Here is a 21,692-nt window from a genome sequence, read left to right as displayed (position 1 = left end):
CGAAAAAACGGGCAGCCAATGGAGTAAAACGCCCGTAAATAACAAGCCCCCGGCAGCGTCTGTGCTCCGGGGGCTTGTACGTTTATGTCACCGTGTTATTTCACTTTCCTGGCCAGGGCCTTACCGGCCATGGCATAAGCTTCAGATATCCTTTCGCCGGTATCGAAATCATTGCCCCAGAAGCTTCTGCCGGGCGCCTTTTCAATAGTGGCCTTTGCTACTACCTTGTTTTTGTCTGCCGTTTCCACGATCAGGATCTCCCCGTCTATATAAGCGTTCTTTTTCATCACGCCTACGTTAAAGCCGGGCTCTACAAAGGAGGTGTTGAAGATGATGGTGTATTTGGCTTTGGTGGCCAGCGTCATGTCGGCCGTTTTGGTGAACAGCTCGTCAAACTTCGGTTCAAAGCGGCTTTTGCGGTCTGCCACCCAGGCCTTGGCCCAGGTGTCTCCACGGCCCGGTTCCTTTTTGTTCAGCTCTTCCGTTCTGCTCGTTACATAATCCGCTTCCTTGTCAAATTTGCCCACTTTCATATGGTCATAAGAATACTCGATGTTGATGTCTTTTTCATTTTTCAGTACGTCCAGGCTGCCTTCTGTGACCCTGATGCGTTGGGCATGTACATTGGCGGCCAGTGCGGTAGCGGCTGCCATCAGCATAATGGGGCGTAAAACTTTCATGTTGGTGCTTGTTTTTTTTGAGGTTAAGAAAGCGCAAGTATAGAACTTTTCCGGCACAAGAAAGGCTATTTCTGCCAACCAGTTCGCCAATAGCATAAAATGAGGGGTGAATGGCGGATTATGGCCGGTGAAAGTATGCCCGCAGACGCATTCCCCAGCCATAAATTCATTATTATTGCAGGTATGCTCCTTTCCAAACCCATCTTGCTGGCCTTATGCCTGCTGCCTGCACTGCTGCAGGCACAGGAAAAGAAACGCAGCCGCGATTACGGCCTCCGCACGGGAGTAATGGCGCCCGGCCCGCTGAACGCCATCACAGACGTGCCCGGTGTAAAAGTAGGCCACACTACGCTGGTGAAGGGAGATTCCGTACGCACGGGCGTTACGGCCATTTTGCCGCATGGCGGTAATATTTTCCAGGAAAAAGTACCCGCCGCCGTCTACACCGGCAACGGCTTCGGCAAACTGGCCGGCAGCACGCAGGTAAACGAGCTGGGTAATATGGAAACCCCGGTAGTGCTCACCAACACCCTCAGTGTGGCCACCGCCATGGACGCCCTTATTACCTACACCCTGCGGCAAAAGGGCAATGAGAACGTGATGTCCGTAAACGCCGTGGTGGGAGAGACCAACGATGGTTACCTGAATGATATACGCGGCCGTCATGTAACAGCAGATGACGTGCTGCAGGCCATCTCCGGCGCCCAAAGCGGCCCCGTGGAAGAGGGCGTCACCGGCGCAGGCACCGGCACGGTCTGTTTCGGCTTCAAGGGCGGCATCGGCACTGCGTCGCGCCGGTTGCCTGCCAGCCTGGGAGGGTATACGGTAGGTGTGCTGGTGCAAACCAACTTCGGCGGCAACCTGCAAATTGGCGGGGCGCCTGTTGGCAGGGAAATGGGAAAGTTCAGTTTTAGCGACCGGCTGCTGAACAATGCAGACGGCTCCTGCATGATAGTGGTGGCCACCAACGCGCCCATTGACCACCGCAACCTGATGCGGCTGGCCAAACGCGCCATGCTGGGCCTGGGTAAAACCGGCGGCATTGCCTCCAACGGCAGCGGGGATTATGTAATTGCCTTCTCCACGGCGGAAGCGCTGCGCATCCCTCATTCCCTCGCTACGCCCGTTATCAGCACCCCGCTGCTGCAGAATGACAACACGTCTCCCCTCTTCATGGCCGCTATTGAAGCTACGGAAGAAGCCATCATCAACTCCCTGTTTGCCGCCCGCACCGTTACCGGCAGGAAAGGCAACAAGGCCATGGCCTTGCCATTAGAACAAGTAATCCCTATCTTGAAAAAATATAACAGCATTCAACAATGACCAATACCTACGCCGTGATCAACGGCACATACATTGCGGAAACAGAAGCCAGGCTGCTTATTTCAGATCTTGCCATCCAGCGCGGTTACGGCATATTCGACTACCTGAGAACGGTGAACGGCCAACCCGCTTTCCTGGATGATCACCTTGACCGTTTCTACCATTCCGCCGCTTTCATGAACCTGCCGGTAACGGCAGACCGTGCGCAGCTGAAGCAGCTCATACACGGCCTGACAGAGAAAAACAACCTGCCTGATTCCGGCATCCGCCTCACGCTCACCGGGGGCTATTCGGAAAACGGGTACACGCCCGCGCAGCCCAACCTGCTCATCACCCAGGCGCCTTTCATCTTCAACAAGGATGCGTTCAGCAAAGGCATCCGCCTCATCACCCATAATTACCAGCGGCAGCTGCCACAGGTCAAAACAATAGACTACCTGCAGGCCATTTACCTCCAGCCCCACATTGCGGAGCAGCAGGCAGACGATGTGCTGTACCACCATAACAACAGCCTCCGGGAATGCCCGCGGGCCAACTTTTTCATTGTAACGGAAAATGATGAGGTGCTGACGCCGGCGGAGAATATCCTGAAAGGCGTTACGCGAAAAAAGATACTAGCGTTCCCGGACCTGACAGTGAGGGAAGCTGATCTGCAGCTGGCAGACCTGGCCCGAGCCCGCGAAGCCTTTATTACCAGCACTACCAAAGAAGTGCTGCCCGTAGTGAGCATAGACGGCCGCCCTGTTGGCAATGGAACGCCGGGGCGCATCACGGCAGATATCTATGAACGCGTGCTGGCGCTACGCAGCTAACGCGTTACAGTACTCAGGAACCTGTATTGCGCAACTCCCGTAATTTTCCCAGCAACTGCTGCCCGGCATCTGAGGGCGGCATGTTACGGGTGCGGTATTCCATGTTACGGTCACAGGCGTGGATAGCCATTTTGCCGTTCTCCATTTTACCGAACAGCAGCCATTCCTCCCCTTTGGCAATGAACAGGTCGCAACTGGTGCCTTTGGCGGGCTCAAACACCAGCTTGCGCTTTTCTCCCCTGAACAGCTCTTTTACTTTGATCTTGATCTGTTGCCCTTTCACCTTTGTGACTTTCACACGGGCAATAAAACTGTAACCCTCCAGCTGGGCAGTATTTTCCAGCGCGGGCAAGGGCAGGCACCTGCAGGCTGAAGCAGGTTGCATATAGAGGAGCCCGGCCAGCAATATCAGGAGGTATTTCATATGAGTTTCCGTTTAGTTACAACAAAGATGTTTAAAAAACGCCAATTCCATAATTCCGGAAGGCGCCTAGAAGATATAAGGCGCTAACGGCGGGCCGGTTTTCTTTATGATCACTTCAGGGCCGGTAACCGTATCCTGCTGTTGCCGGCGCGCGGTTTCCATGTCTTTCCTGAACTGCTGCATCAGTTCCGTATACGCCGTATCGGCAGCCAGGTTGCGCCTCTCGGAGGGGTCTGCCCGCAGGTCATACAGCTCTTCCGCCGGGCGGTGATGATAGTGCCACAACACGGCGGCGGCATGCTCTCCGGTGAAAGCTGCTTTCCGCCAGGAATCCCAGTACTCGCGGCCGCCGTCGTGGTCACGGGCCTTGTTCATATGCGTGTTGTAGAGCGTGTCAGGCACAATGTTGAGAATGTATTTGTAGCGGGTGGTGCGCAGCATGCGCATGGGCGTGCGGTTCATCATGCCGTCTCCGGTGTGGCTGGCAAATACTGTTTGCCGGTGTGTTTGCAGCGCGCCTTTTTGCAGCGGAGCGTAGAAGCTGATACCGTCTATGTTTTGCGGCGGCGTGCCGCCGGCTATTTCTACCATGGTGGGCAGCAGGTCTACAAGTGAAACCAGTGCGCCGGTTTGTGTACCCGGTTTTACAACGCCCGGCCATTTAACCAGCAGCGGCACCCTGATGCCGTAATCATACAAGCTCCATTTGCCGAAGGCCCACTGCGGCCCCTGGTCTGCCGTGAACATAAGCACGGTGTTTTGCGAGAGGCCATGTTTGTTCAGCAGGGCCATCAAACGGCCCACGTTGCCGTCCATTTTGGTGATGTCTGTATAATACCTTGCCCGTGACTTGCGGGTTTCCGGGGTGTTGATGTGAAAGTCCGGCACGTCGATGCCTGCCGTATCATAGGTGGCTTTTTCCGGCCATATCACGTGCGGGCTGTGATCTGCCACCAGCAGCACAAAAGGTTTATTGTGCCCCGCTTTGCCCAGCCACTCGTCTACCGGCCCCAGGTTCAGGTCATAATGCAGCCCCGGTGTTTTCTCAAAGCCCGGCTCAATGGTATTGGTACCCGCAATATGCTCCAGCGGGAAAACGGACGCCGGCCCAAAGTGCAGCTTGCCCGCAATAGCCACGCGGTAGCCCAGCGCCTGCAGGTAGTGTACCAGCGAGCGGGTGCCTTCCTTCACTCCGCTGTGATTACCATGCGCCCCATGCCGCATGGGCAGCAGCCCGGTCAGCAAAGAACTGCGGGAGGGGCCGCAGGTGGGTGAAGCGGCAAAGGCTTGCGTGAACAGCAGGGATTCCTTCCGGAGCCGGTCAAGGTGCGGTGTTTTCACCACTTTGTTGCCGTAGGCCGGCAGGTCAATAGTGCCCAGGTCATCCGCTATGAAAATGACCATATTGGGTTTGTGTTGTGCAACAGCGGAAAAGCCGGCCGCCTGGAGCAGCAGCGTGAGCAGAAAAATGTTTTTCATGTTGATGGAAAGGGTGCGGCATAAAGATAATAGATAAATAACAGGCTGTACCCTTCATTGGCATTTCGGGAAAAACCGATATATCTCCGTACCTTTGCCGCATGGAGCATCTAGAAATATTCAAAGCGCTGTCTAACAAAACCCGCTTGCAGATCCTTCAGTGGCTGAAAGAGCCTGACAAGCACTTTCCCAACCCGCACAATAATGATTTTGAGCGGCAGGGCGTGTGTGTGGGTTATATTCAGCAGAAAGCGGGGTTGACGCAATCCACTATTTCCGAATATTTGTCCATGCTCCAGAAAGCCGGTTTGCTCACTTCCGAGCGGAACGGGCAGTGGACGTATTACAAACGGAACGAAGCGGCCTTCAAGGCCCTGAGCCGTATTATCAAAACAGACATTTAGCAGAGAGGAAATGAAAGACATTCAATTATCCGTTCTTGAACTGGCCACAGTAGTGGAAGGCGGCAGCGCCAGGGAAGCTATCAACACCACCGTAGCTGTAGCGCAGCACGCGGAAGCCCTCGGTTTCAAACGCATCTGGCTGGCAGAGCATCACAATATGGAGCACATTGCCAGCTCCGCCACATCCGTGCTGATAGGCCATGTAGCCGGTAAAACCAGCACCATTAGGGTGGGCTCCGGCGGCATTATGCTGCCTAACCACGCCCCGCTGGTAATTGCGGAGCAGTTCGGCACGCTGGAAACCCTGTACCCCGGCCGTATTGACCTGGGCCTGGGCCGCGCGCCCGGAACAGACCAGCTGACGGCCATGGCGCTGCGGCGCAACAATATGGCGTCTGCCCACAACTTCCCTTCGGAAGTGCGGGAGCTGCAGGCGTATTTCGAGAATGACGATACGGATACCAAAGTAAGGGCCTTCCCCGGTGAGGGCTTGCAGATACCCATGTGGATATTGGGCTCCAGTACAGACAGCGCCCACCTGGCCGCGGAAATGGGGCTGCCATATGCCTTTGCGGCCCACTTTGCCCCGGCGCAGTTTGCCACCGCCATAGACATCTATCGCAAGAACTTCCGCCCATCCCCCTACCTGCAGGCGCCCTACATCATAGCCTGTGTGAACGTGATTGCGGCAGATACGGACGCGGAGGCGGAGCACCTTGTTACCAGCCTCTACCGGCTCTTCATGAACATCATTACCAACAACCGCAGCGGCCTCAAACCGCCGGGTGAGCTGCCGGCCTTTTTCTACCACCCCGAAGTACAGGCGCACGTGAAAAACATGACGGCCTGCACCTTCACCGGCGGTGTAGACAGCCTGCGCCGCAAGCTGTCTTATTTCATTGAAGAAACCGGCGTTGACGAACTGATGATAGCCAGCCACATCTATGACCCGCAGGCCAAACTGAAATCTTATACCATACTGACGGAAGCCATCAGGGGTATTGAATAACGCGCTCAGAAACTGAAGCACCGCAGCTGGTTGCTACGCTCATTTTCCCGCCTGAAATAATAGCCAACGGATATTTCATGGGAGCCGCCTGCGTATGCCCGGTAGCTGCTGAGGGGATGGTCATATGAATACCCCACCCGCAATTGGGGCCGCGCAAATACTTCTATAATGCCCGTTATATCACTGGCGCGGGTGAGGCCTTTCTGCAAATGGGGCTTATTGTAAAGTAATACCGCCGTGCGGTAGCTGGCCCCCAGCCATACCAGCTCCTTCAGCAGCAGAAACAGGTTGAGGTCTGCGCTGGTGGGGCCGCCCCTGTCATCTTTCAGCAGGAAGGATGGTTTCAACCACACCTCCTCTCCCAGCTGCAGCATGCCGCCCGCCGTCAGGAAGTAGTGCGGTTTTGGTACGGGTAAGTAACTGGTGAGCGGTTTGTTTTTTTGCTGGTATTGGGCCGTGAGGTTGTCTGCAGAAAAACCGGCAAAGAATTTTTCCGTGCTGAAATAAACGCCGGCCCGCGCATCAAAGAAACGCATGCTTTGGCGGCCGGCAGCCAGCATGGGGTCATTGGGATTTTCTGTATCAATGCGGCCGGCGTCAAGCCCGGTTTGCGTGAGCCCTGCACCGATGCCGAAGGCCAGCTTCCCATGTTCCCCTACCGGGATGCGGTAGGCGTAGCTGGCGTACGTTGAAAAAAGGCTTTGCGCACCTACCCTGTCATGCGCCATTTGCAGGGCCAGCCCTACCCGCTCGTTGCCGGTAACGCCGTCTACCGCCAGGCTCATGGTTTCAGGGGCGCCGTTAACGCCCGTCCACTGCCGGCGGTAATAAGCATGGAGGTTCAGCTCCTGCCGGTAACCGGCGTAAGCAGGGTTGATGTAGATGCCGTTGAAAATATACTGGCTGAACTGCGCGTCTTGCTGTGCAGTGGCGGCACGGCAAACGGCCATCAGGCAGAAAAAACAGATCAGGGAACGCATGTTCATAAATTTCAGCGTGAACGGAGAATCATGATATAACCTTTAAAATCCTGCCAATGCCCGCCTTCATCTTTGATCCGTAACAGGTAGAAGTAGGTGCCTTCCGTGAGGCCTTTCCCCTCCCAGTTTTGCTGATAGTTCTTTTGTTCAAAAACATGATTGCCCCAGCGGTTAAGGATAATGAGCTCATTTTCAGGATACCGCTCCAGCCCCCTGATATGGAGGCGGTCGTTTATGCCGTCTCCGTTGGGAGTGATGGTATTCGGTATGTGGATGGGCAGCACCTGTTGCACATGCACGGCTGTGTTGTTGCCCGGTACGCTGTCTTGCTGCGCGGCGGTAACGCTGGCGGTGTTGGTAATAGCCCCCGCTTCCAGCACTTTGGCGGTAAGCGCCAGCGTAGCCGGCTGCTGTACACCCAGCTCTCCCACCTGCCAGGTAATACGGCGGGTGGCGGGGTCATAGCTGGCCGTACCCGCAGAAGGAATGCCGATGCTCTCCAGCCCCAGCTGCCGCGGCAGTGCGTCTGTTACCACCACGGCGGCGGCCGTTTGCGGCCCGTTGTTGATAACGGTGAGCAGGTAACCCAGGCTGTAGTCTACCAGCGCGGCCCGCTTGTCTGCCTGCTTGCTTATGGCCAGGTCAACTGCTGTGCCGGCCATTTCCCTGATCACCACCGGAGGGGAAAAATCAGAGGGGCATTCCAGCCGGTAATATGCCTGCACGGTGTAGGTGCCCGGCGTGGATGTAAGCAGCTCACGGGCCCTGGCCCCGTTCAGGGGCAGGCCATCGCGGTACCACTGGTAATGGGGGGCGGAAGACGCCGTGGCGGTGAGCTTCACCTGCTGGCCCGGAGTAATGTAACGGGTCAGTGGTGTGCCCTGCGCCATGACGCCGGCCGCGGCCCCGGTGAAGAAGGCAGCTAATATGACGGCGTTCAGGCGCATCCGTTATTCAATAGTGATGGTGGGAGCGCCGGGTTTCGGTGTTACGGTAATGGTAGCCGTACCGGAGCCGCCGCTGAGCACCGCGGTCACGTTCTTCAGGTCACAAGCCTTCACGGCATAATCTGCCTCCAGCCGGTAGGTGTACTTTTTTACGGTGGTAGCGCCGGTGGTGGCGGCATCGTTCACTTCATACTCGTCATCGTTACTGCCAACGGCAGTACCTGTAGCGCTTCCACCGTCTTCTACCTTGTACCAGGCGTAGTTGATCTTGAAGTCGGCAATAGTAAGCGTAGGCAATGTTGTAGTGGTACCTGCACCGGTGCTGCCGGGCACAGCGCGCAGCGCGGTGGCAAAGGAGGGCGTGGCTGTGAACCTGATTGCGCCGCCGGTGCTGGCTGCGGTAGGCGCGCCGTTTTCCGCGCAATAGGTCAGTTCGTCAGCAGTAGCTTTGTTGGCTTTGGCTTCCACGCTCAGTGCAGGTAATACGAATACCGTATACAGCACCGGGTCTGCCAAACACCCTGCCGTGCTTACGGCGGCGGTTACACGGTAAACATGCCAGCCCGGTGTGGCGCCGGTCATTCTCAGCTTGTGCGGCTCTCCGGTTACGGCGGCGCCGCTTTCAATAGTGGTTGACCAGGAGCCGTTTGTCTGCAGCTCCTCCCACTTCCAGTCGGTGTACGGAACGCTGCTGGCATCTGCCGTGGTAGATACCAGCGTAAAGGCCGCGGCGTTGGCGCAAATAATAGTGTTCCCGTCATTGGTGGAAGTACCCTGCAGCGGGTCTCCGGTGTTCTTGTAGAGGTCTGCCGGGGTGTTGATGGTCTGCGCCTGCAGCTGGCCGGCCAGCATCAGCAAAAACGCAAGGCAAAAGCCTGCAGTAATTTTGGTAAAAAGGGATGAGCATTTCATATGTTAAGGATTAGTTTGAATGGTGAGCGTTGGCGGCCCGGGCCGGGCGCTAACGGTGAGGGATAGCTGTTTTTTTGTTTCGATATTGGTGCAGCCCGTACGCTGGGCGGCTACATAGAAGGTATAAGTACCTGCTGTGGTGATGGCCGGCGTAAAAGTGGGGCCGGATGACAGCAAGGTATTGCTGGCGTTATACCAGCGGTAGGTGGCGCAGCTTTCCCCGCTGGCGGTGAACAGCACGTCGTTCACCTTTGTGATACAAACCGGGCTGCCGGCCGGCTGGCCGCCCAGGGTAAAATCGGGATCAGGCTCCCGGGCAATGCGTGTTACGTCATATATGCGCAGCTCTCTCGCCAGGCCGGTCAGCCCCCCTGCAATGATCTCCACCCGGTCAAAAGGGCCGGCTATAGCCGCGGTAAGCACATACTGCTGGTCTGTTCCCCCATCCAGCAGCCGGAGATTAAGCAATGCAGAAGCACTGGTAAGCGGGGCGCCCACGGGAGTTTGGCCCAGGTAGGGCTGCACGGTAAAACCCGTCAGCAAAGCAAGGGTCAGCACAGGGTTATTAGGGTCTTTGAGTATGACCCGCAGGGAATCTCCCGGGCTGGAAGGTGTTTTAAAAACCACCGTTTCATACAAGGCCGTTAGCACGCCCACGGCCGTTTGCAGGGCCGCATAAGTAGACAGGTCGTTATCGAAAGCTTTTTCCGGCTCAACTACCTTGTTGGCAAAGGTGAGCAGGTTGACGGCGTTGGCTTTTACGCCATAGAGGTAATCTACCGGCTGGTTGCAGGAAATGTCTGCGGTGGCATCCTTCATCACATAAGCGTGGTAAAGGGACATGCTCACCGTAGTCAGGTTTACTCCCCCCAGCGTTACAGAAATACCGTCGTAGTCTACATTAACCCCTGCCCCCGTCTTCGGGGTGAAAGTAAATTCCATACCACCGGAAGATGTCAGCACATTGAGCAGGGAGGCGTCAACCACCGGGCTGCCAACATTTGTTCTCACCCCTGATGAAGACTCCGTATAGGCCTGCAGCGTGAGATTGGAAAGCACGCCAATACCTCCCGAGGGGGCAGTCAGTTTTATGGTAACAGGCGTACCACCGGCAATTCGTTCACTGAACTTCAGGTATTGGGTACTGGTAAACACCAGCGTTGCCTTGATGGTGGAAAAATTGCCGGGCTCGCCGTCTACCGCACTCCCCGCATCCGTCACATCTCCGGAAGTTTTCGTTGAAGATGCATACAGGCGCTCCTGACGGGTGCACTGGGCACGCAACACGCCGCAATGAATTAAAATTATCCCTAATAGGAAGAAGGTGGGCCGCCATGCCCTGCCGGAATAGTTCCGCAGGAGAGTTTGGTTATGCATTACAGGACACGGCATCATTCGGTACAGGGATTTCTCATCAATAAGGGGTTGCTGCCCCCTGGGTTACTGTACCGGCAAAGCACGGTCAAAAACGCCGGTTTTGATATAGGAGCCAAGGAATGAACGGAAAATGAACAGGGAGATCAGCGAATGAACAGAATGAACAGTTGTTGCGGGGAGGTTCCCCCAGGAACGGTTTCAACAAGTGTGAACCCTACACTAGAAATTTTCACATTTTTTTTACACTTTTTATTTGTCTTTCTTTTTAATTTGGCCGCCGCCGGAGCAAAAAAAGTTCCGTATCCTTTGCTTAACGGAAAGGTAAATAGGTAGGTATTATTTCAACCGGAATATAATTATCATTTATTAATCTAATCAGCAATGTCAGCCAGTTACGAAAAACACCAACGCCGGATTAAGCTGTATCCGAACCACCTGTTTTGTTTTATTTTATCGTTCTTCCTGTTTGCCCAGCGGGGCACGGCCCAGACCAACAGCCCGTCTTCCCCGCCCTTCACAGTGCGCCTGATGAACATTGAGGCCGCGGGCAACGCCACTTTCACCTACAACGCCAGGCTGCAGAACGTCACCTCTTCACCGCGCATCTACCAGTTATCTGCCGCTGCCCCTCCGGGCTGGAACGTTTCTTTCAAGGTGGAAGGCATACAGGTTACTTCTCTCAGCATGGAGCCGCAAAAAGCGTATGACATTGTCATAGACGTCAATCCCGCTGTAGACGTAAAGCCGGGGAAATATCCCGTTCCTGTACGCGCTACCGCCGGCGCTGACTCGCTGAAGCTTGACCTGGAAGCGGTAGTAAAAGGCTCTTACGCCCTCACGCTCACCACGCCTACCGGCCGCCTCAGCGCAGACGTTACCGAAGGCAGCCGCAAGGAGATACGCCTGCAGGTGAAAAACACCGGCAGCATTGCGCTGGATAACATAGACCTCTCCGCGCAGGCGCCCCCGCAATGGGAAGCCACCTTTGCACCTTCCACCATCACCCGCCTGGAGCCGGGTAAAGATGCCGAGGTAACGGCCACGCTCAACGTGCCAGACAAAACCATTGCCGGCGATTATGTGACCAACTTCACCGCCAAAAACTCCAACGCCACGTCAAGCGCCTCTTTCAGAATGACGGTCAAAACCTCCGTGCTCACCGGCTGGCTGGGCCTGCTGGTGATACTGGCGGCACTGGGGGCCGTTTATTACCTCATCCGTAAATATGGCAGGAGGTAATGGGCTATGGAATCACCAATAATTGAAATGCATGGGCTGACAAAACGCTACGGCTCCCTCAAGGCCGTAGATAACCTGCACCTGTCCATAGCAAAAGGAGAAATCTTCGGCTTGCTGGGCCCTAACGGCGCCGGCAAGTCTACCACCATACTCATGCTGCTGGGCCTCACGGAGCCAGATGCAGGCGAGGCCCGCATCTGCGGCCTCAACGCCACGCGCAACCCCATTCCCGTAAAACGGAAAGTAGGGTACCTGCCGGATAACGTAGGGTTTTACAACGACCTCACGGCATTGGAAAACCTCTCCTACATTGCCCGGCTCAACGGCGTTCCCGAAGCGGAGGTGCACAGCCGCGCCCGCCAGATGCTCATAGACGTGGGGCTGGAGGCCGCCATTCACAAAAAGGCCGGCGCCTTTTCCCGCGGTATGAAGCAGCGCCTGGGGCTGGCAGATGTGCTCATCAAACAACCGGAGGTGATCATTCTCGATGAGCCTACCCTGGGCATAGACCCCGCCGGCGTGCGTGATTTCCTGGAGCTGCTGCGGCAGCTCAACCAGCAGCAGGGCCTTACCATATTGCTTTCTTCCCATCACCTGCACCAGGTACAGCAGGTCTGCAACCGCGTAGGCATTTTTGTAGGCGGGCAGCTGCTGGCGGAAGGCAACGTGGAAAAGCTGGCCGCCAACCTCTTCAATGCGGCCCCCTGGGTAGTGGAAGTAACGCTCAAAGCGGCCGTGCCGCAACGTGAAGCGCTGGAGCAGGAGCTGCTGCAAATGCCCGGCGTAAAAACGGTTACCGGCGGTGCTAATACCGTGGAGATCTCAGGCGGGGAAGATATTACGCCAGACGTTGTGCGTTTCTTCGTTGCAAAAGGTCTTGACGTAACGGGCGTGCACAAAAAAACCTACGGGCTGGACGAGATCTATCACCGTTATTTTGAAAACAACTTAAACGAAAATATTGCCAATGAAAAGTCAAGCGGCCTATTTCAACGGTCTTTTTTCGGCAGGTCAAAGAAACGTTAGCGCCTCTCCCTTTTCGGTGATGGTGCGCAAGGAAGTATCTGACCAGGTGCGGAGCTGGCGGTTTATTGTACTGGCAGGGCTGATACTGCTTACTTTCCTTGGTTCCATGTACGTATCGCTCTCCAACATCCAGAAAGCAACGGCCAACGTGGCAGACCCGGACAGGCTGTTCCTCTACCTCAAGCTGCTGACCATTACAGACGGCACCCTGCCGCCCTTCCATGTGTTCATCAGCTTCCTGGGGCCTCTGCTGGGCATTGCCCTGGGTTTTGACGCTATCAATTCGGAACAGTCTAACGGCACGCTGGTACGCCTCATGGCCCAGCCGGTGTACCGGGATTCGCTGATCAACGCCAAGTTCACGGCTTCCCTGATTGTGATCAGCACGCTCTTCCTTTCCCTCAGCCTGCTGATGATAGGCGGCGGCCTCTTCATCACCGGCGTAAAAATTGAGCCGTCAGAACTGGTGCGCATACTCTGTTTTACGGCGCTGAGCGTTGTTTACGTTGCCTTCTGGCTCAACCTGTCCATACTGCTGTCTGTAAAGTTCCGGCAAACGGCCACCTCAGCGCTGACGGCTATTGCCATCTGGCTGTTTTTCACGGTGTTTTACCAGATACTGGTAAACCTCGTCATCAGGGCCGTGCTGCCAGACCCTAACACGCTTTCGGAAGACCAGATCATTTCCTATAACAACATCATCCTCACCTTCCTGCGCTTTGTGCCCAGCCAGCTGTTCACAGACGCCACCACTACCCTGCTGATGCCCTCTGTCCGCAGCCTGGGCCCGCTCACTATGGAACAAATGGCCGGCGCCATTCCTGCGCCCATTTCCGTGCGGGAAAGCCTGCTGGTGGTATGGCCGCAGGTAAGCGGGCTCATTGCCGCCACGGTGGTGTGCTTTGCTTTGTCTTACTACCTGTTTATGCGCAGGGAGATACGGACCTGATGAAAAAATAGGTATCCATAAAAAAGGGCTGCCTCCAAACCCGGGGCAGCCCTTTCAGTTCATGTTCATGTTGATGGGCGCTACTTCTTTTCGTAATCATAATTCACCATCCAGACAATGCCGAACTTGTCTGTGAAAGAGCCAAAGAGCGCACCCCAAAAGGTTTTTTCCAGCGGCATCATGATTTTCCCGCCGGCAGACAGCCCGTCGAAGATCCTTTTTGCTTCTTTTTCCGATTCCACGTTCACTGACAGCTGTATGTTGTTGCCGTCTACAGTTTGTTTGGCCCATTCACCGCCAATGTCACTGCCCATCAGCACGGTTTCCTTGCTGATGGGGAGAGACATGTGCATGATCTTTTCCCCGTCAACATTCCCGAAATGCTGGGCATCATCTTTAGGCATGTCTTTGTAACGGCCTACCATCGGAAATTCTCCACCGAATACCGACTGATAGAATTTGAAGGCTTCTTCGCAGTTGCCCCTGAAATTGATGTACGGATTCACTTGTGGCATAAAATAAGTTTTGGTAAAAGTACGCCGATTTCCATCAATCCATGCCGGCGCTTTCACACATAAAAAAAGGGATGGCAGCACCCCGCAATCCCTTTTTTTACCCTGCTGTTCCGTTAGCCCAGCGAACGGCTGATCTTTTCTGCAGCCTGGGCCAGCAGGTCTATCAATTCATTCTTGTTGGCATTTTTATACCGGAAATCCGGCAGGTAAACACTGAGTGAGGCTACTACTTTTTCTCCCAGGTATACGGGTACGGCCAGCCCCACTATCTTGCCGGCCGTTTTTTGCATGGCATAACCTTGCTGCCTGATCTTGGCGGTTTCTTTCAGGAGAGACTTTTTGTCTTTCGCCTCTTCCCACTCCCCTGCTTTCGGCAAACCGTATTTTTCAAGAAAAGCCAGCAGCTCCGTTTCCGGCAGCATGCCTATCAGCAGGCGCCCGGAAGCGGAATCATACGCGCGTTTCTCCTGGTTGGTAACGGCCTGTACCGGGTGGGTGCTGCTCACACTGGCAATCACGAGGCGGGTTTCTTTGTTCAGCACGGCCAGCACGGAATTTTCATTCAGCTTGCCGGTCAGCTTTTCCATTTCTTTTTTTGCCGCGGCTATCAGCTCTCTCTTATATCCCTCATTGCCGGTAAGCGCATAGGCCCTTGCGCCCAGGCAGTACCCCTGCCGCTTCTCTAACTTGTCAACAAACTTTCTATGTACCAGGGTTTTGATAATGTTGGCGCAGGTGCCTTCGTTCAGATTTAAATGCCCGGCAATTTCGCCCAACGGCTTGGGCCTTTCCGGCTCAGCAGCCAGGTATTCCAATATGTCAATTGCCCTGTTGATTACCTGTATCATTGGCCAAATATAACAAATGCGCTCCTTTACAACTAAAGTTGTATTTTTAATGACACATAGTTAATCCGTTTATGCAATTACCTTTTATTGAGATTATTGAATCCGTTACGCCACACCCCAATATGCTGATGTGGAAGTTTGCGGATGGAGACAAGGAAATAAAGGATGGCGCCATGTTAACCGTAAGGGAAAGCCAGCAGGCCCTGTTCCTGAATGAAGGCCAGCTGGCCGATGTATTCACTGCCGGCAAGTACAAGCTGGAAACAGCCAACATCCCCCTGCTTACCCGCCTAAAAGGCTGGAAATACGGCTTCAAAAGCCCCTTCAAGGCAGACGTCTATTTTTTCAACACCCACCCTTTCATCAACCTCAAATGGGGTACTCTTGCGCCGGTACTGATGCGAGACCAGCAGTTCGGCCAGGTGCGCGTGCGCGCGTTCGGTTCCTTCAACGTGCAGATAACGGATGTGGGCAGGTTCTTTAAACAATACGCAGGCACCTGGCCGCAGCTCAGCGTAACAGAACTGGAGTGGGAGCTGCGTGATTTTATTGCGCCCAAATTTGCGGAAGTGCTGGCGCAGGCCAACATCTCTGTGATAGACGTAGCCTGCAACCTCACTGCGCTGAATGAAAAGGTGCAGCCCCTCATTCAGCCCTATTTCAACGAGCTGGGGCTGGAAGTGACCCACTTCACCATTGCCAGCGCTACCCTGCCGGAAGACGTGCTCAAACATTACGATACCGTTACCGGCATGAACATGGTGAATGATATGGACAAGTTCACCCGCTTCAACTCCGCCAATGCCATCGGTAAAGACCATACCGCGCTGAATGACGCCGTGAAGCAGGCAGCCGCCTTCAGCATCATGATGCAGCAGCAGCAACCCGCCCAACCGGCGGAAGACGTAACGGCCCGCCTTAAAAAGCTGAAGCTGCTTTTTGAGGATGGGCTTATTACTGAGGCAGAATATACCGCCAAGAAAGAAGAGCTGTTAAAACTCCTGTAGACATGACAGACGAAGAAAAGAAAAAGACCCTCAGCTACCTGGAAAAGCTGAAGCAGAAAGCCATTAACCAGCAACATTATGGTGGTGACGTGCCGCAGGAGGAAGCAAGGATAGAAGCGCGGGACTGCCCCAATTGCGGGGCCGGCAGGGCTTACAGGCATGGTTTGACGCACTGCGCCTATTGCGGCTTCAGCTTTATGAACATCCGGCTTACAGATGGCATTCACATCAGGAAAGAAAACAATTCATGATGAACGAAGTGATGCAGCAAACGAAGGAGCGGTGGTTTGTTTTCCTGGAAAAGCTGGAGGTCCGCATGGAGGAAATGTGCACCGCCGCCGTGCCTGAGCTCAAAAAAGTTTTTGAAGAAGATACAGACCCGTATAAAAGAACACACGGCCGCCTGCTGGCCGGGTTGCTCGGCCAGCTGAACCAGATACGCGCCAAGGCCACTGAAGTAAAGGAGCAGCAGATCATCGGCCTGCTGTATACCACCGGGCACACCGCCTTTGCGTTCCAGGAAGCCTGCTACAACCGTCATTACCAGTTTGAGGAAAAGGTGCACTATTACACCAGCCTGCTGCAAGAAGCCGCCGGTGAGCAGGACCTTGAGACTTTTTACCAGGAGCAAATGGCTGCCTTTGAACAGATCAAAGACAAGTTCACCTGCAAACAATGCAGCGGCCACATCGGCATCCCAAAAATGTTCTTCATTGCCACGTATGTAACCTGCCCCTGGTGCCAGACGCAGAACACCTTTTTACCCTCCAGCGGCGCGCGCATGGTGCTGCACCAGGCCCGCAGCCTGGCAGAGCAGCGTACCGCCCATTTGCTGAAGGCGTATGAAAACAGCCAGCCTCAGAACCCTGCTTTGTACAAACAATACCTCCGGGCCATGTTCGATGAATGGAACAAGATCACCCCTGACATGGCGGCGGAGAACGAAAAATTCTACCTCCGCCTGCTGGAGGATTACCATATTGATCATCTTTAAATACCATGTTTATGTCTCAGAACCCATTATTAGCGCCCATTCACGGCATCAGCCTGGAAGATTACAGCGCCGCCTGCGCCAAACAGGCCAACGGCTTAACAGAAGAAACAGTGGCGCAGGCCCTGGGCGTTGAACTACCCGTATGGCAGGAGGCCAGCCTGCTGTGGACGGAGCGCATGAAGCAAGACTCCACTTTTGAAGTGGTAACGCTCTTTGGCCAGTACTTCGGCCAGGCAGACCAGCATCCCAAATTCAGCAACGCAGCGCCCGCAGCCTCCGCTGAAGAAGGTTACACCGCGCAGATCAAGGCAGACAAAGATTTTTACCAGGAGCTGGAAGTGGCGCGCTCCATAGCTTATGAATACGGGCTGGACGGCGCGCAGTGGATAGCAGACAAATACGGCATTGCCCTGGGAGATTTCCAGATGGCCGCGTCCAAATGGAACGCGCAGATACATGCAGATATACAGGCCGATTTCCAGGCCTACACACAACGCCAGGACGCCTACCGTGCCAAATACCAGCAACTGTTTACAGAAGACCAGGGCGGCAATGTGGCAGACGATATTACATTTTAACGGCCAATACCTTGTTCTTTTCCAGGAACAACCGGGCGGCAGCCAGCTCTGGCCGGCTGGCGCCCGTTGCATTGGAGGTTTTGAGCAACTGGGCATAGTAAGAACGCGCTTTTTCAGCGTTGCCCGACCTTTCCGCTGCAAGGCCCGCATTGTAAAGCGCGTTAAACCGGTTGGGCCGGTCTTTCAGGTTGATCTCATAAGCCTCCAGGGCTTCCGCCGGTTTATTCATGGCCATGAGCATATCACCCAGCAATTCCCTGGCGGGCGCCACTTCACCCGGCGTTACCGGCGGCTTGGGCGTTGATTCTTCCATAACGGCCGCTGCCGTACTGCTGTCTGTAAAGTTCCGGCAAACGGCCACCTCAGCGCTGACAGCTATTGCCATCTGGCTGTTTTTCACAGTGTTTTACCAGATACTGGTGAACCTCGTCATCAGGGCCTTGCTGCCAGACCCTAACACGCTTTCTGAAGGCCAGATCATTTCCTATAACAACATCATACTCACCTTCCTGCGCTTTGTGCCCAGCCAGCTGTTCACAGACGCCACCACTACCCTGCTGATGCCTTCTGTCCGCAGCCTGGGCCCGCTCACCATGGAGCAAATGGCCGGTGCCATTCCTGCGCCCATTTCCGTGCGGGAAAGCCTGCTGGTAGTATGGCCGCAGGTAAGCGGGCTCATTGCCGCCACGGTGGTATGCTTTGCTTTGTCTTATTATTTGTTTATGCGAAGAGAGATCAGGACGTGACAAGAATTGCAATAAAGGGGCATTAGATTATCTGATCAGTAGCACATGACCGGATGTCACCACATTGTTTCCTCTTATGTCCAGCCCCTTTACTACCCAGATGTACGTGCCGGCGGACTGGGGCATATTGTTCAATTGCCCGTTCCACCATGCGTCAGCATCATTGGTTGTAAATACGGGCGTTCCCCAGCGGTTAAAAATGGTGAAGTAATCAAGCCTGGCAAGCCCGTATGCGTGAATGCGGAAACGGTCGTTCCGGCCGTCGTTATTAGGACTGAAAGCGGTAGCCGCCACTACTTTCACGTCGTCTACCACGTTCACCATTACTTCCTTCCGGGGGCTTATACAGGTGCCAGACTGCAGGGCAATATAGAATGGCGTGGTTTTCTCAATGCCCTCTAACACGAACTGGCCTGCTTCGTTGTATTGCAAAGGGTTGGCATCAGGGCGGTCATATAAATAGTACATTCCCGGAAGCGGGTCTGTGACCTTCAGTGTAGCCTGCATGCCTTTTAATATTGTGACAGGCTGTACCTGCGGCTCGGCCAGCACCCTGTCAACGTTTGGCACGTTATATACTCCGCTTTGCGCCTTGCAGCCATACTTGTCTGTTGCCAGCAGGTAGTAGTCCCCCGCCGGGATGCCTGACAGGCCCTGGCCATGGCCCGCAACCGCATTGCTGCCGGTATACCAGGTGTAAGAGATGGGCTGCCCGCCGCTTGCGGTAATTCCTGAAATGGCCCCGGTAAGCTGGTTGCACTGGTCCGGGCTGATCTTTACCTGGCTCTCATCCAATGCCGGAAGGGGCGCCGTTTCTATCACTGCGGTGGCAATAAGCTGTTCACAACCTCCGGCGTCTGTAACGTGAAGCTGATACGTTCCCGGCGCCAGGTTGCCCATTGTAGGCTCAGTGCTGCTTAGCTGCTGCCTGTCGTCTACCCACCTGTAAGCAACAGGTACGCTTCCCTTAATCACAAGTTCTGTTACGGCGCCGTTATTTTCACCACAATGCGCAGGCACCGTAGCCAGCCGCTCCACGCTCATGCCGGAAGCCTGCATCCGGGTTACCTCCATAAAAGCGGTAGATACCTCACATCCATATGCATTGCTCAATAGCAGCCTGTATTTTCCCGGCGGGGCATTTTCCAGGCTGGGTGATTGCGCCACCGTTTCTCCGTTCTCATTTACCCATTTGAAGCTTGTGGCCCCGGTGGTTTCTATACCGCTGATGCCGCCGTTGTCTGCCGTGCAGCTGGCCAGGGTAATTTTCAAATTAGCCGTTGATACACTGATGCTTCCATTACTGCCCAGCGTAAAAGTATCCGAAACGGCCTGGGCACAACCGCCGGCATCTTTATACTTCAACACGTACTTTCCGGCGGCAGCACCCGTAAGGTCAGGGAGCGTACTCACAATGCTGCCCGCTTCATTTACCCATTGATATTGAACAGTGCCCGTGCCTTGCACCGTAATACCTGCGATGCTGCCATTTGCCTGGTTGCAAAGCGCCGGCGTAACAACAGCCTTGCTGATGTCTAGCACCGGGCCAGACATACTTTTTATTTCAAACGGCCCTGCCACTGCCGGGCAATCTCCCTCTTTGATGCTGACCGTGAGTGTGTATTTTCCCGGTCCAATGGGATATAGTTCCGGCTTGTCCCCTACTATTTCCCCCACCTCATTGCGCCATGCGTAGGAAGTATTTGCCGTGGTGCCGTTTACATACACTCCCGTAATAAAGCCGTTTTTTTGATTACAGGAAGAATGGCTGATACGCATGAAACGGGAATCGATAGACGGCGTTTTGTCTTCCAGCCTGAAATTAGAATGAAAAAGGCAGGTGTTGCAGCCCGCGCCCGCAGTAATCATCGTGTAGGTTCCCGGGGGTACGTTCACCAGGCTGGTATCCGTGCTGATCAGGTTGCCGGCGCCATCCTTCCATCCTATCACCAGGCCCTGGCTTACCTTCATTCTTATGGCACCGTTGGCCTTGCCGCAGGTAGGGTCTGTCACCTTGTTACTCTCGTCATGCACCAAGGTTACGGTGGAATACTCTGACGTGGCGCCCTGCGGGTCAGTAGCCGTTACCACCACACCGGCAGTGGAAGGATAGAACCACTTGCCGTTGGCGTCTGCGGTTACAGATGTAATATATTTTCTGCCCTGGCAGTGAGCGCCTATCAGAATGCCGCAATTATCGGGCTGAAACAGCTCTATCCTGGAGTTGGGGGTAGCAGTTCCCCCGGTGCCTGCAGAAGAGCATTCAGTGATATTCACAAAAGGTTTAGGGCGGCCGATCCGGTCTTCGAACCAGGATATATGTATACCCACCGTATTGCAAAACATTTCGTTGGCGCTGATGGTAACGCTGGGGCAATTGATCATATTGATCCCTGCAAATGCGCAGCCTGCTATAATGTTGGCATTACCGTTCTCTCCGCCAACCAGCCCTTTTTGGCATTCCAGCATCATCAAACCTACTTCATGCCGCAGCGTAGTGGTGAGCTTCTGCTGCCCGCTGGCATCGGTGCCAATTTTGTTCCGCTGCACTACAAAGGGGTGAATGAACCTGATGAGGTATAACAGCCCGTTACCGATATGGTTATCTGTTATTTTTATATCGTCAGCATTCCCCATGAGCCACACGTCATAAGCCCGTATTTCCCTGTTTCCGGTGTAGTCTACCGCAATTTTATTCTCTTTCACGATCAATGGCCCCCCGGTGGTATTCACGTCCATTCCACCTGAACCCAGGTGATTGCCCTGCATAACGATCCCATTCACAGATTCCAGGTGTATATTGCAGGGGCTACCGGTTATGCCATCTTCCTCCACGCCCAGCATGTTCCCTTCCACCACAAGGTCTTCAATGGTACCCTGGTCGTTGTAAAATCCGTTATTGAAACCATACACCAGGTTGCCTTTCCCGCTGGCGCCTATTCTGATATGCCGGGCATTCTCCAATGTTATGCCGTAACCATAGTAGCGTTGGGTAGTATGTTTGAGGGCAATCCCGTATATTTCCACGTACTCCGCATTTTTGATCTGGAAAGCAAAGAAGCGGTTGTCTGGCAACGGACTGAGGACGTCTGCCCGGAGGATAGCCACCCCTGCATCACTTCTGCCCAGTTTGTCTCCGGGTTGCATGGTGGCATCTATAACAATGTTGCTTCCGATCTCCGGCAGGCTGCTGTACAATACAATAGTACGCTCATCCCAGGTGGTATACGGAAGGTTAAAATGTATATAATCTTTCTCAGTGCTACCATTGGCGGCGGCTTTCTGTAAAGCCTCCCGTAAAGTGCCGGGGCCGCTGTCTGCATTGGAAGTTACCACAAAAGTTTCCGCCCTTGAGGTGAAGGCCAGGTGTAGCAGAATCATTAAAATGCGGGGAAACTTCCTCATAGCGTGCAGGGATATGCAGGGCCTAAAATAAGAATAAT

Annotated in this window: 23 protein-coding genes; 12 read left to right on the top strand and 11 right to left on the bottom strand. The window is 54.5% G+C overall.

The features are described 5' to 3' along the window. Positions 1 to 95: 95 nt before the first annotated feature. Positions 96 to 680: a hypothetical protein gene (locus tag ABDW36_RS20550; protein WP_343703798.1), complete on the bottom strand. Its 585-nt coding sequence runs from the start codon at positions 678 to 680 to the stop codon at positions 96 to 98. Between the two features lie 120 nt (positions 681 to 800). On the opposite strand from ABDW36_RS20550, the gene ABDW36_RS20545 reads away from it, so the two are divergent. Both ABDW36_RS20545 and ABDW36_RS20540 read left to right on the top strand, forming a co-directional pair. Further along, positions 801 to 2,003, top strand: a complete 1,203-nt coding sequence (locus ABDW36_RS20545; protein WP_343703797.1) for a P1 family peptidase — start codon at positions 801 to 803, stop codon at positions 2,001 to 2,003. After that, positions 2,000 to 2,815, top strand: a complete 816-nt coding sequence (locus ABDW36_RS20540; RefSeq protein ID WP_343703796.1) for an aminotransferase class IV — start codon at positions 2,000 to 2,002, stop codon at positions 2,813 to 2,815. Before ABDW36_RS20545 ends, ABDW36_RS20540 begins: the two co-directional genes overlap by 4 nt. Positions 2,816 to 2,828: 13 nt before the next feature. Here the strand turns inward: ABDW36_RS20540 and ABDW36_RS20535 are convergent, their stop codons facing one another. Together ABDW36_RS20535 and ABDW36_RS20530 are read right to left on the bottom strand one after the other, a co-directional pair. Next, the gene (locus ABDW36_RS20535; RefSeq protein WP_343703795.1) at positions 2,829 to 3,239 is read right to left on the bottom strand and encodes a hypothetical protein; all 411 of its coding nucleotides are present in this window, start codon (positions 3,237 to 3,239) and stop codon (positions 2,829 to 2,831) included. A 66-nt stretch (positions 3,240 to 3,305) separates the two neighbouring features. Beyond that, a complete protein-coding gene (locus ABDW36_RS20530) occupies positions 3,306 to 4,718 on the bottom strand; it encodes a sulfatase-like hydrolase/transferase (RefSeq protein ID WP_343703794.1) in 1,413 nt (470 codons plus the stop codon). A 101-nt stretch (positions 4,719 to 4,819) separates the two neighbouring features. Here ABDW36_RS20530 and ABDW36_RS20525 point away from each other — a divergent pair, with 101 nt between their 5' ends. Both ABDW36_RS20525 and ABDW36_RS20520 read left to right on the top strand, forming a co-directional pair. Next, positions 4,820 to 5,122 carry a metalloregulator ArsR/SmtB family transcription factor gene (locus tag ABDW36_RS20525; protein WP_119081200.1) on the top strand — a complete coding sequence of 101 codons (303 nt, stop codon included), beginning with the start codon at positions 4,820 to 4,822 and terminating at the stop codon, positions 5,120 to 5,122. A gap of 10 nt (positions 5,123 to 5,132) precedes the next feature. After that, positions 5,133 to 6,131 carry an LLM class flavin-dependent oxidoreductase gene (locus ABDW36_RS20520; RefSeq protein ID WP_343703793.1) on the top strand — a complete coding sequence of 333 codons (999 nt, stop codon included), beginning with the start codon at positions 5,133 to 5,135 and terminating at the stop codon, positions 6,129 to 6,131. A 5-nt stretch (positions 6,132 to 6,136) separates the two neighbouring features. On the opposite strand, the gene ABDW36_RS20515 is transcribed toward ABDW36_RS20520, so the two are convergent. The 4 genes from ABDW36_RS20515 to ABDW36_RS20500 are packed head-to-tail and all read right to left on the bottom strand — an operon-like array spanning position 6,137 to position 10,257. After that, positions 6,137 to 7,111, bottom strand: coding sequence for a type IX secretion system membrane protein PorP/SprF (locus tag ABDW36_RS20515; RefSeq protein ID WP_343703792.1), 975 nt, complete (start codon positions 7,109 to 7,111; stop codon positions 6,137 to 6,139). 11 nt (positions 7,112 to 7,122) lie between these two features. Then, positions 7,123 to 8,058, bottom strand: a complete 936-nt coding sequence (locus ABDW36_RS20510) for a gliding motility-associated C-terminal domain-containing protein (protein ID WP_343703791.1) — start codon at positions 8,056 to 8,058, stop codon at positions 7,123 to 7,125. Positions 8,059 to 8,061: 3 nt separating this feature from the next. Beyond that, positions 8,062 to 8,970 (bottom strand): hypothetical protein, encoded by a 909-nt coding sequence (locus ABDW36_RS20505; RefSeq protein WP_343703790.1) that lies wholly within the window; start codon positions 8,968 to 8,970, stop codon positions 8,062 to 8,064. Positions 8,971 to 8,973: 3 nt separating this feature from the next. Next, positions 8,974 to 10,257 (bottom strand): hypothetical protein, encoded by a 1,284-nt coding sequence (locus ABDW36_RS20500; protein WP_343703789.1) that lies wholly within the window; start codon positions 10,255 to 10,257, stop codon positions 8,974 to 8,976. Between the two features lie 471 nt (positions 10,258 to 10,728). On the opposite strand from ABDW36_RS20500, the gene ABDW36_RS20495 reads away from it, so the two are divergent. From ABDW36_RS20495 to ABDW36_RS20485, 3 genes are read left to right on the top strand one after another with little or no spacing between them, the layout of a single operon-like run. Then, complete coding sequence (locus ABDW36_RS20495; RefSeq protein WP_343703788.1) at positions 10,729 to 11,586, top strand: NEW3 domain-containing protein; 858 nt, start codon at positions 10,729 to 10,731, stop codon at positions 11,584 to 11,586. A 27-nt stretch (positions 11,587 to 11,613) separates the two neighbouring features. Then, on the top strand, positions 11,614 to 12,612 hold the full coding sequence (locus ABDW36_RS20490) for an ABC transporter ATP-binding protein (RefSeq protein ID WP_343703787.1): 999 nt from the start codon (positions 11,614 to 11,616) through the stop codon (positions 12,610 to 12,612). Continuing rightward, on the top strand, positions 12,554 to 13,561 hold the full coding sequence (locus ABDW36_RS20485) for an ABC transporter permease subunit (RefSeq protein WP_343703786.1): 1,008 nt from the start codon (positions 12,554 to 12,556) through the stop codon (positions 13,559 to 13,561). The genes ABDW36_RS20490 and ABDW36_RS20485 overlap by 59 nt, the downstream gene beginning before the upstream one ends. A gap of 80 nt (positions 13,562 to 13,641) precedes the next feature. Here the strand turns inward: ABDW36_RS20485 and ABDW36_RS20480 are convergent, their stop codons facing one another. Further along, positions 13,642 to 14,076 (bottom strand): VOC family protein, encoded by a 435-nt coding sequence (locus ABDW36_RS20480; RefSeq protein ID WP_343703785.1) that lies wholly within the window; start codon positions 14,074 to 14,076, stop codon positions 13,642 to 13,644. A gap of 113 nt (positions 14,077 to 14,189) precedes the next feature. Further along, complete coding sequence (locus ABDW36_RS20475) at positions 14,190 to 14,924, bottom strand: IclR family transcriptional regulator (protein WP_343703784.1); 735 nt, start codon at positions 14,922 to 14,924, stop codon at positions 14,190 to 14,192. A gap of 71 nt (positions 14,925 to 14,995) precedes the next feature. Here ABDW36_RS20475 and ABDW36_RS20470 point away from each other — a divergent pair, with 71 nt between their 5' ends. The 4 genes from ABDW36_RS20470 to ABDW36_RS20455 are packed head-to-tail and all read left to right on the top strand — an operon-like array spanning position 14,996 to position 17,503. After that, positions 14,996 to 15,931 carry an SPFH domain-containing protein gene (locus ABDW36_RS20470; RefSeq protein ID WP_343703783.1) on the top strand — a complete coding sequence of 312 codons (936 nt, stop codon included), beginning with the start codon at positions 14,996 to 14,998 and terminating at the stop codon, positions 15,929 to 15,931. 2 nt (positions 15,932 to 15,933) lie between these two features. Beyond that, complete coding sequence (locus tag ABDW36_RS20465; protein ID WP_343703782.1) at positions 15,934 to 16,182, top strand: hypothetical protein; 249 nt, start codon at positions 15,934 to 15,936, stop codon at positions 16,180 to 16,182. Further along, entirely contained in the window at positions 16,179 to 16,925 is a 747-nt protein-coding gene (locus ABDW36_RS20460; RefSeq protein ID WP_343703781.1) for a hypothetical protein, read from the top strand. Before ABDW36_RS20465 ends, ABDW36_RS20460 begins: the two co-directional genes overlap by 4 nt. An 11-nt stretch (positions 16,926 to 16,936) precedes the next feature. Continuing rightward, positions 16,937 to 17,503 (top strand): DUF6620 family protein, encoded by a 567-nt coding sequence (locus tag ABDW36_RS20455; RefSeq protein ID WP_343703780.1) that lies wholly within the window; start codon positions 16,937 to 16,939, stop codon positions 17,501 to 17,503. Here the strand turns inward: ABDW36_RS20455 and ABDW36_RS20450 are convergent. Beyond that, the gene (locus ABDW36_RS20450; protein WP_343703779.1) at positions 17,493 to 17,732 is read right to left on the bottom strand and encodes a hypothetical protein; all 240 of its coding nucleotides are present in this window, start codon (positions 17,730 to 17,732) and stop codon (positions 17,493 to 17,495) included. The genes ABDW36_RS20455 and ABDW36_RS20450 overlap by 11 nt on opposite strands. A gap of 4 nt (positions 17,733 to 17,736) precedes the next feature. On the opposite strand from ABDW36_RS20450, the gene ABDW36_RS20445 reads away from it, so the two are divergent. Then, positions 17,737 to 18,249, top strand: a complete 513-nt coding sequence (locus ABDW36_RS20445) for an ABC transporter permease subunit (RefSeq protein WP_343703778.1) — start codon at positions 17,737 to 17,739, stop codon at positions 18,247 to 18,249. A 27-nt stretch (positions 18,250 to 18,276) separates the two neighbouring features. Here ABDW36_RS20445 and ABDW36_RS20440 read toward each other — a convergent pair whose 3' ends face one another. Beyond that, positions 18,277 to 21,630 (bottom strand): gliding motility-associated C-terminal domain-containing protein, encoded by a 3,354-nt coding sequence (locus ABDW36_RS20440; protein WP_343703777.1) that lies wholly within the window; start codon positions 21,628 to 21,630, stop codon positions 18,277 to 18,279. Positions 21,631 to 21,692 lie beyond the last annotated feature (62 nt).

The sequence above is a fragment of the Chitinophaga sp. genome, assembly GCF_039596455.1.
In the GTDB taxonomy this organism is placed as follows: Bacteria; Bacteroidota; Bacteroidia; order Chitinophagales; family Chitinophagaceae; genus Chitinophaga.
Note: the sequence above shows the minus strand (reverse complement) of the source record. Positions and strands in the feature narration are given on the sequence as shown.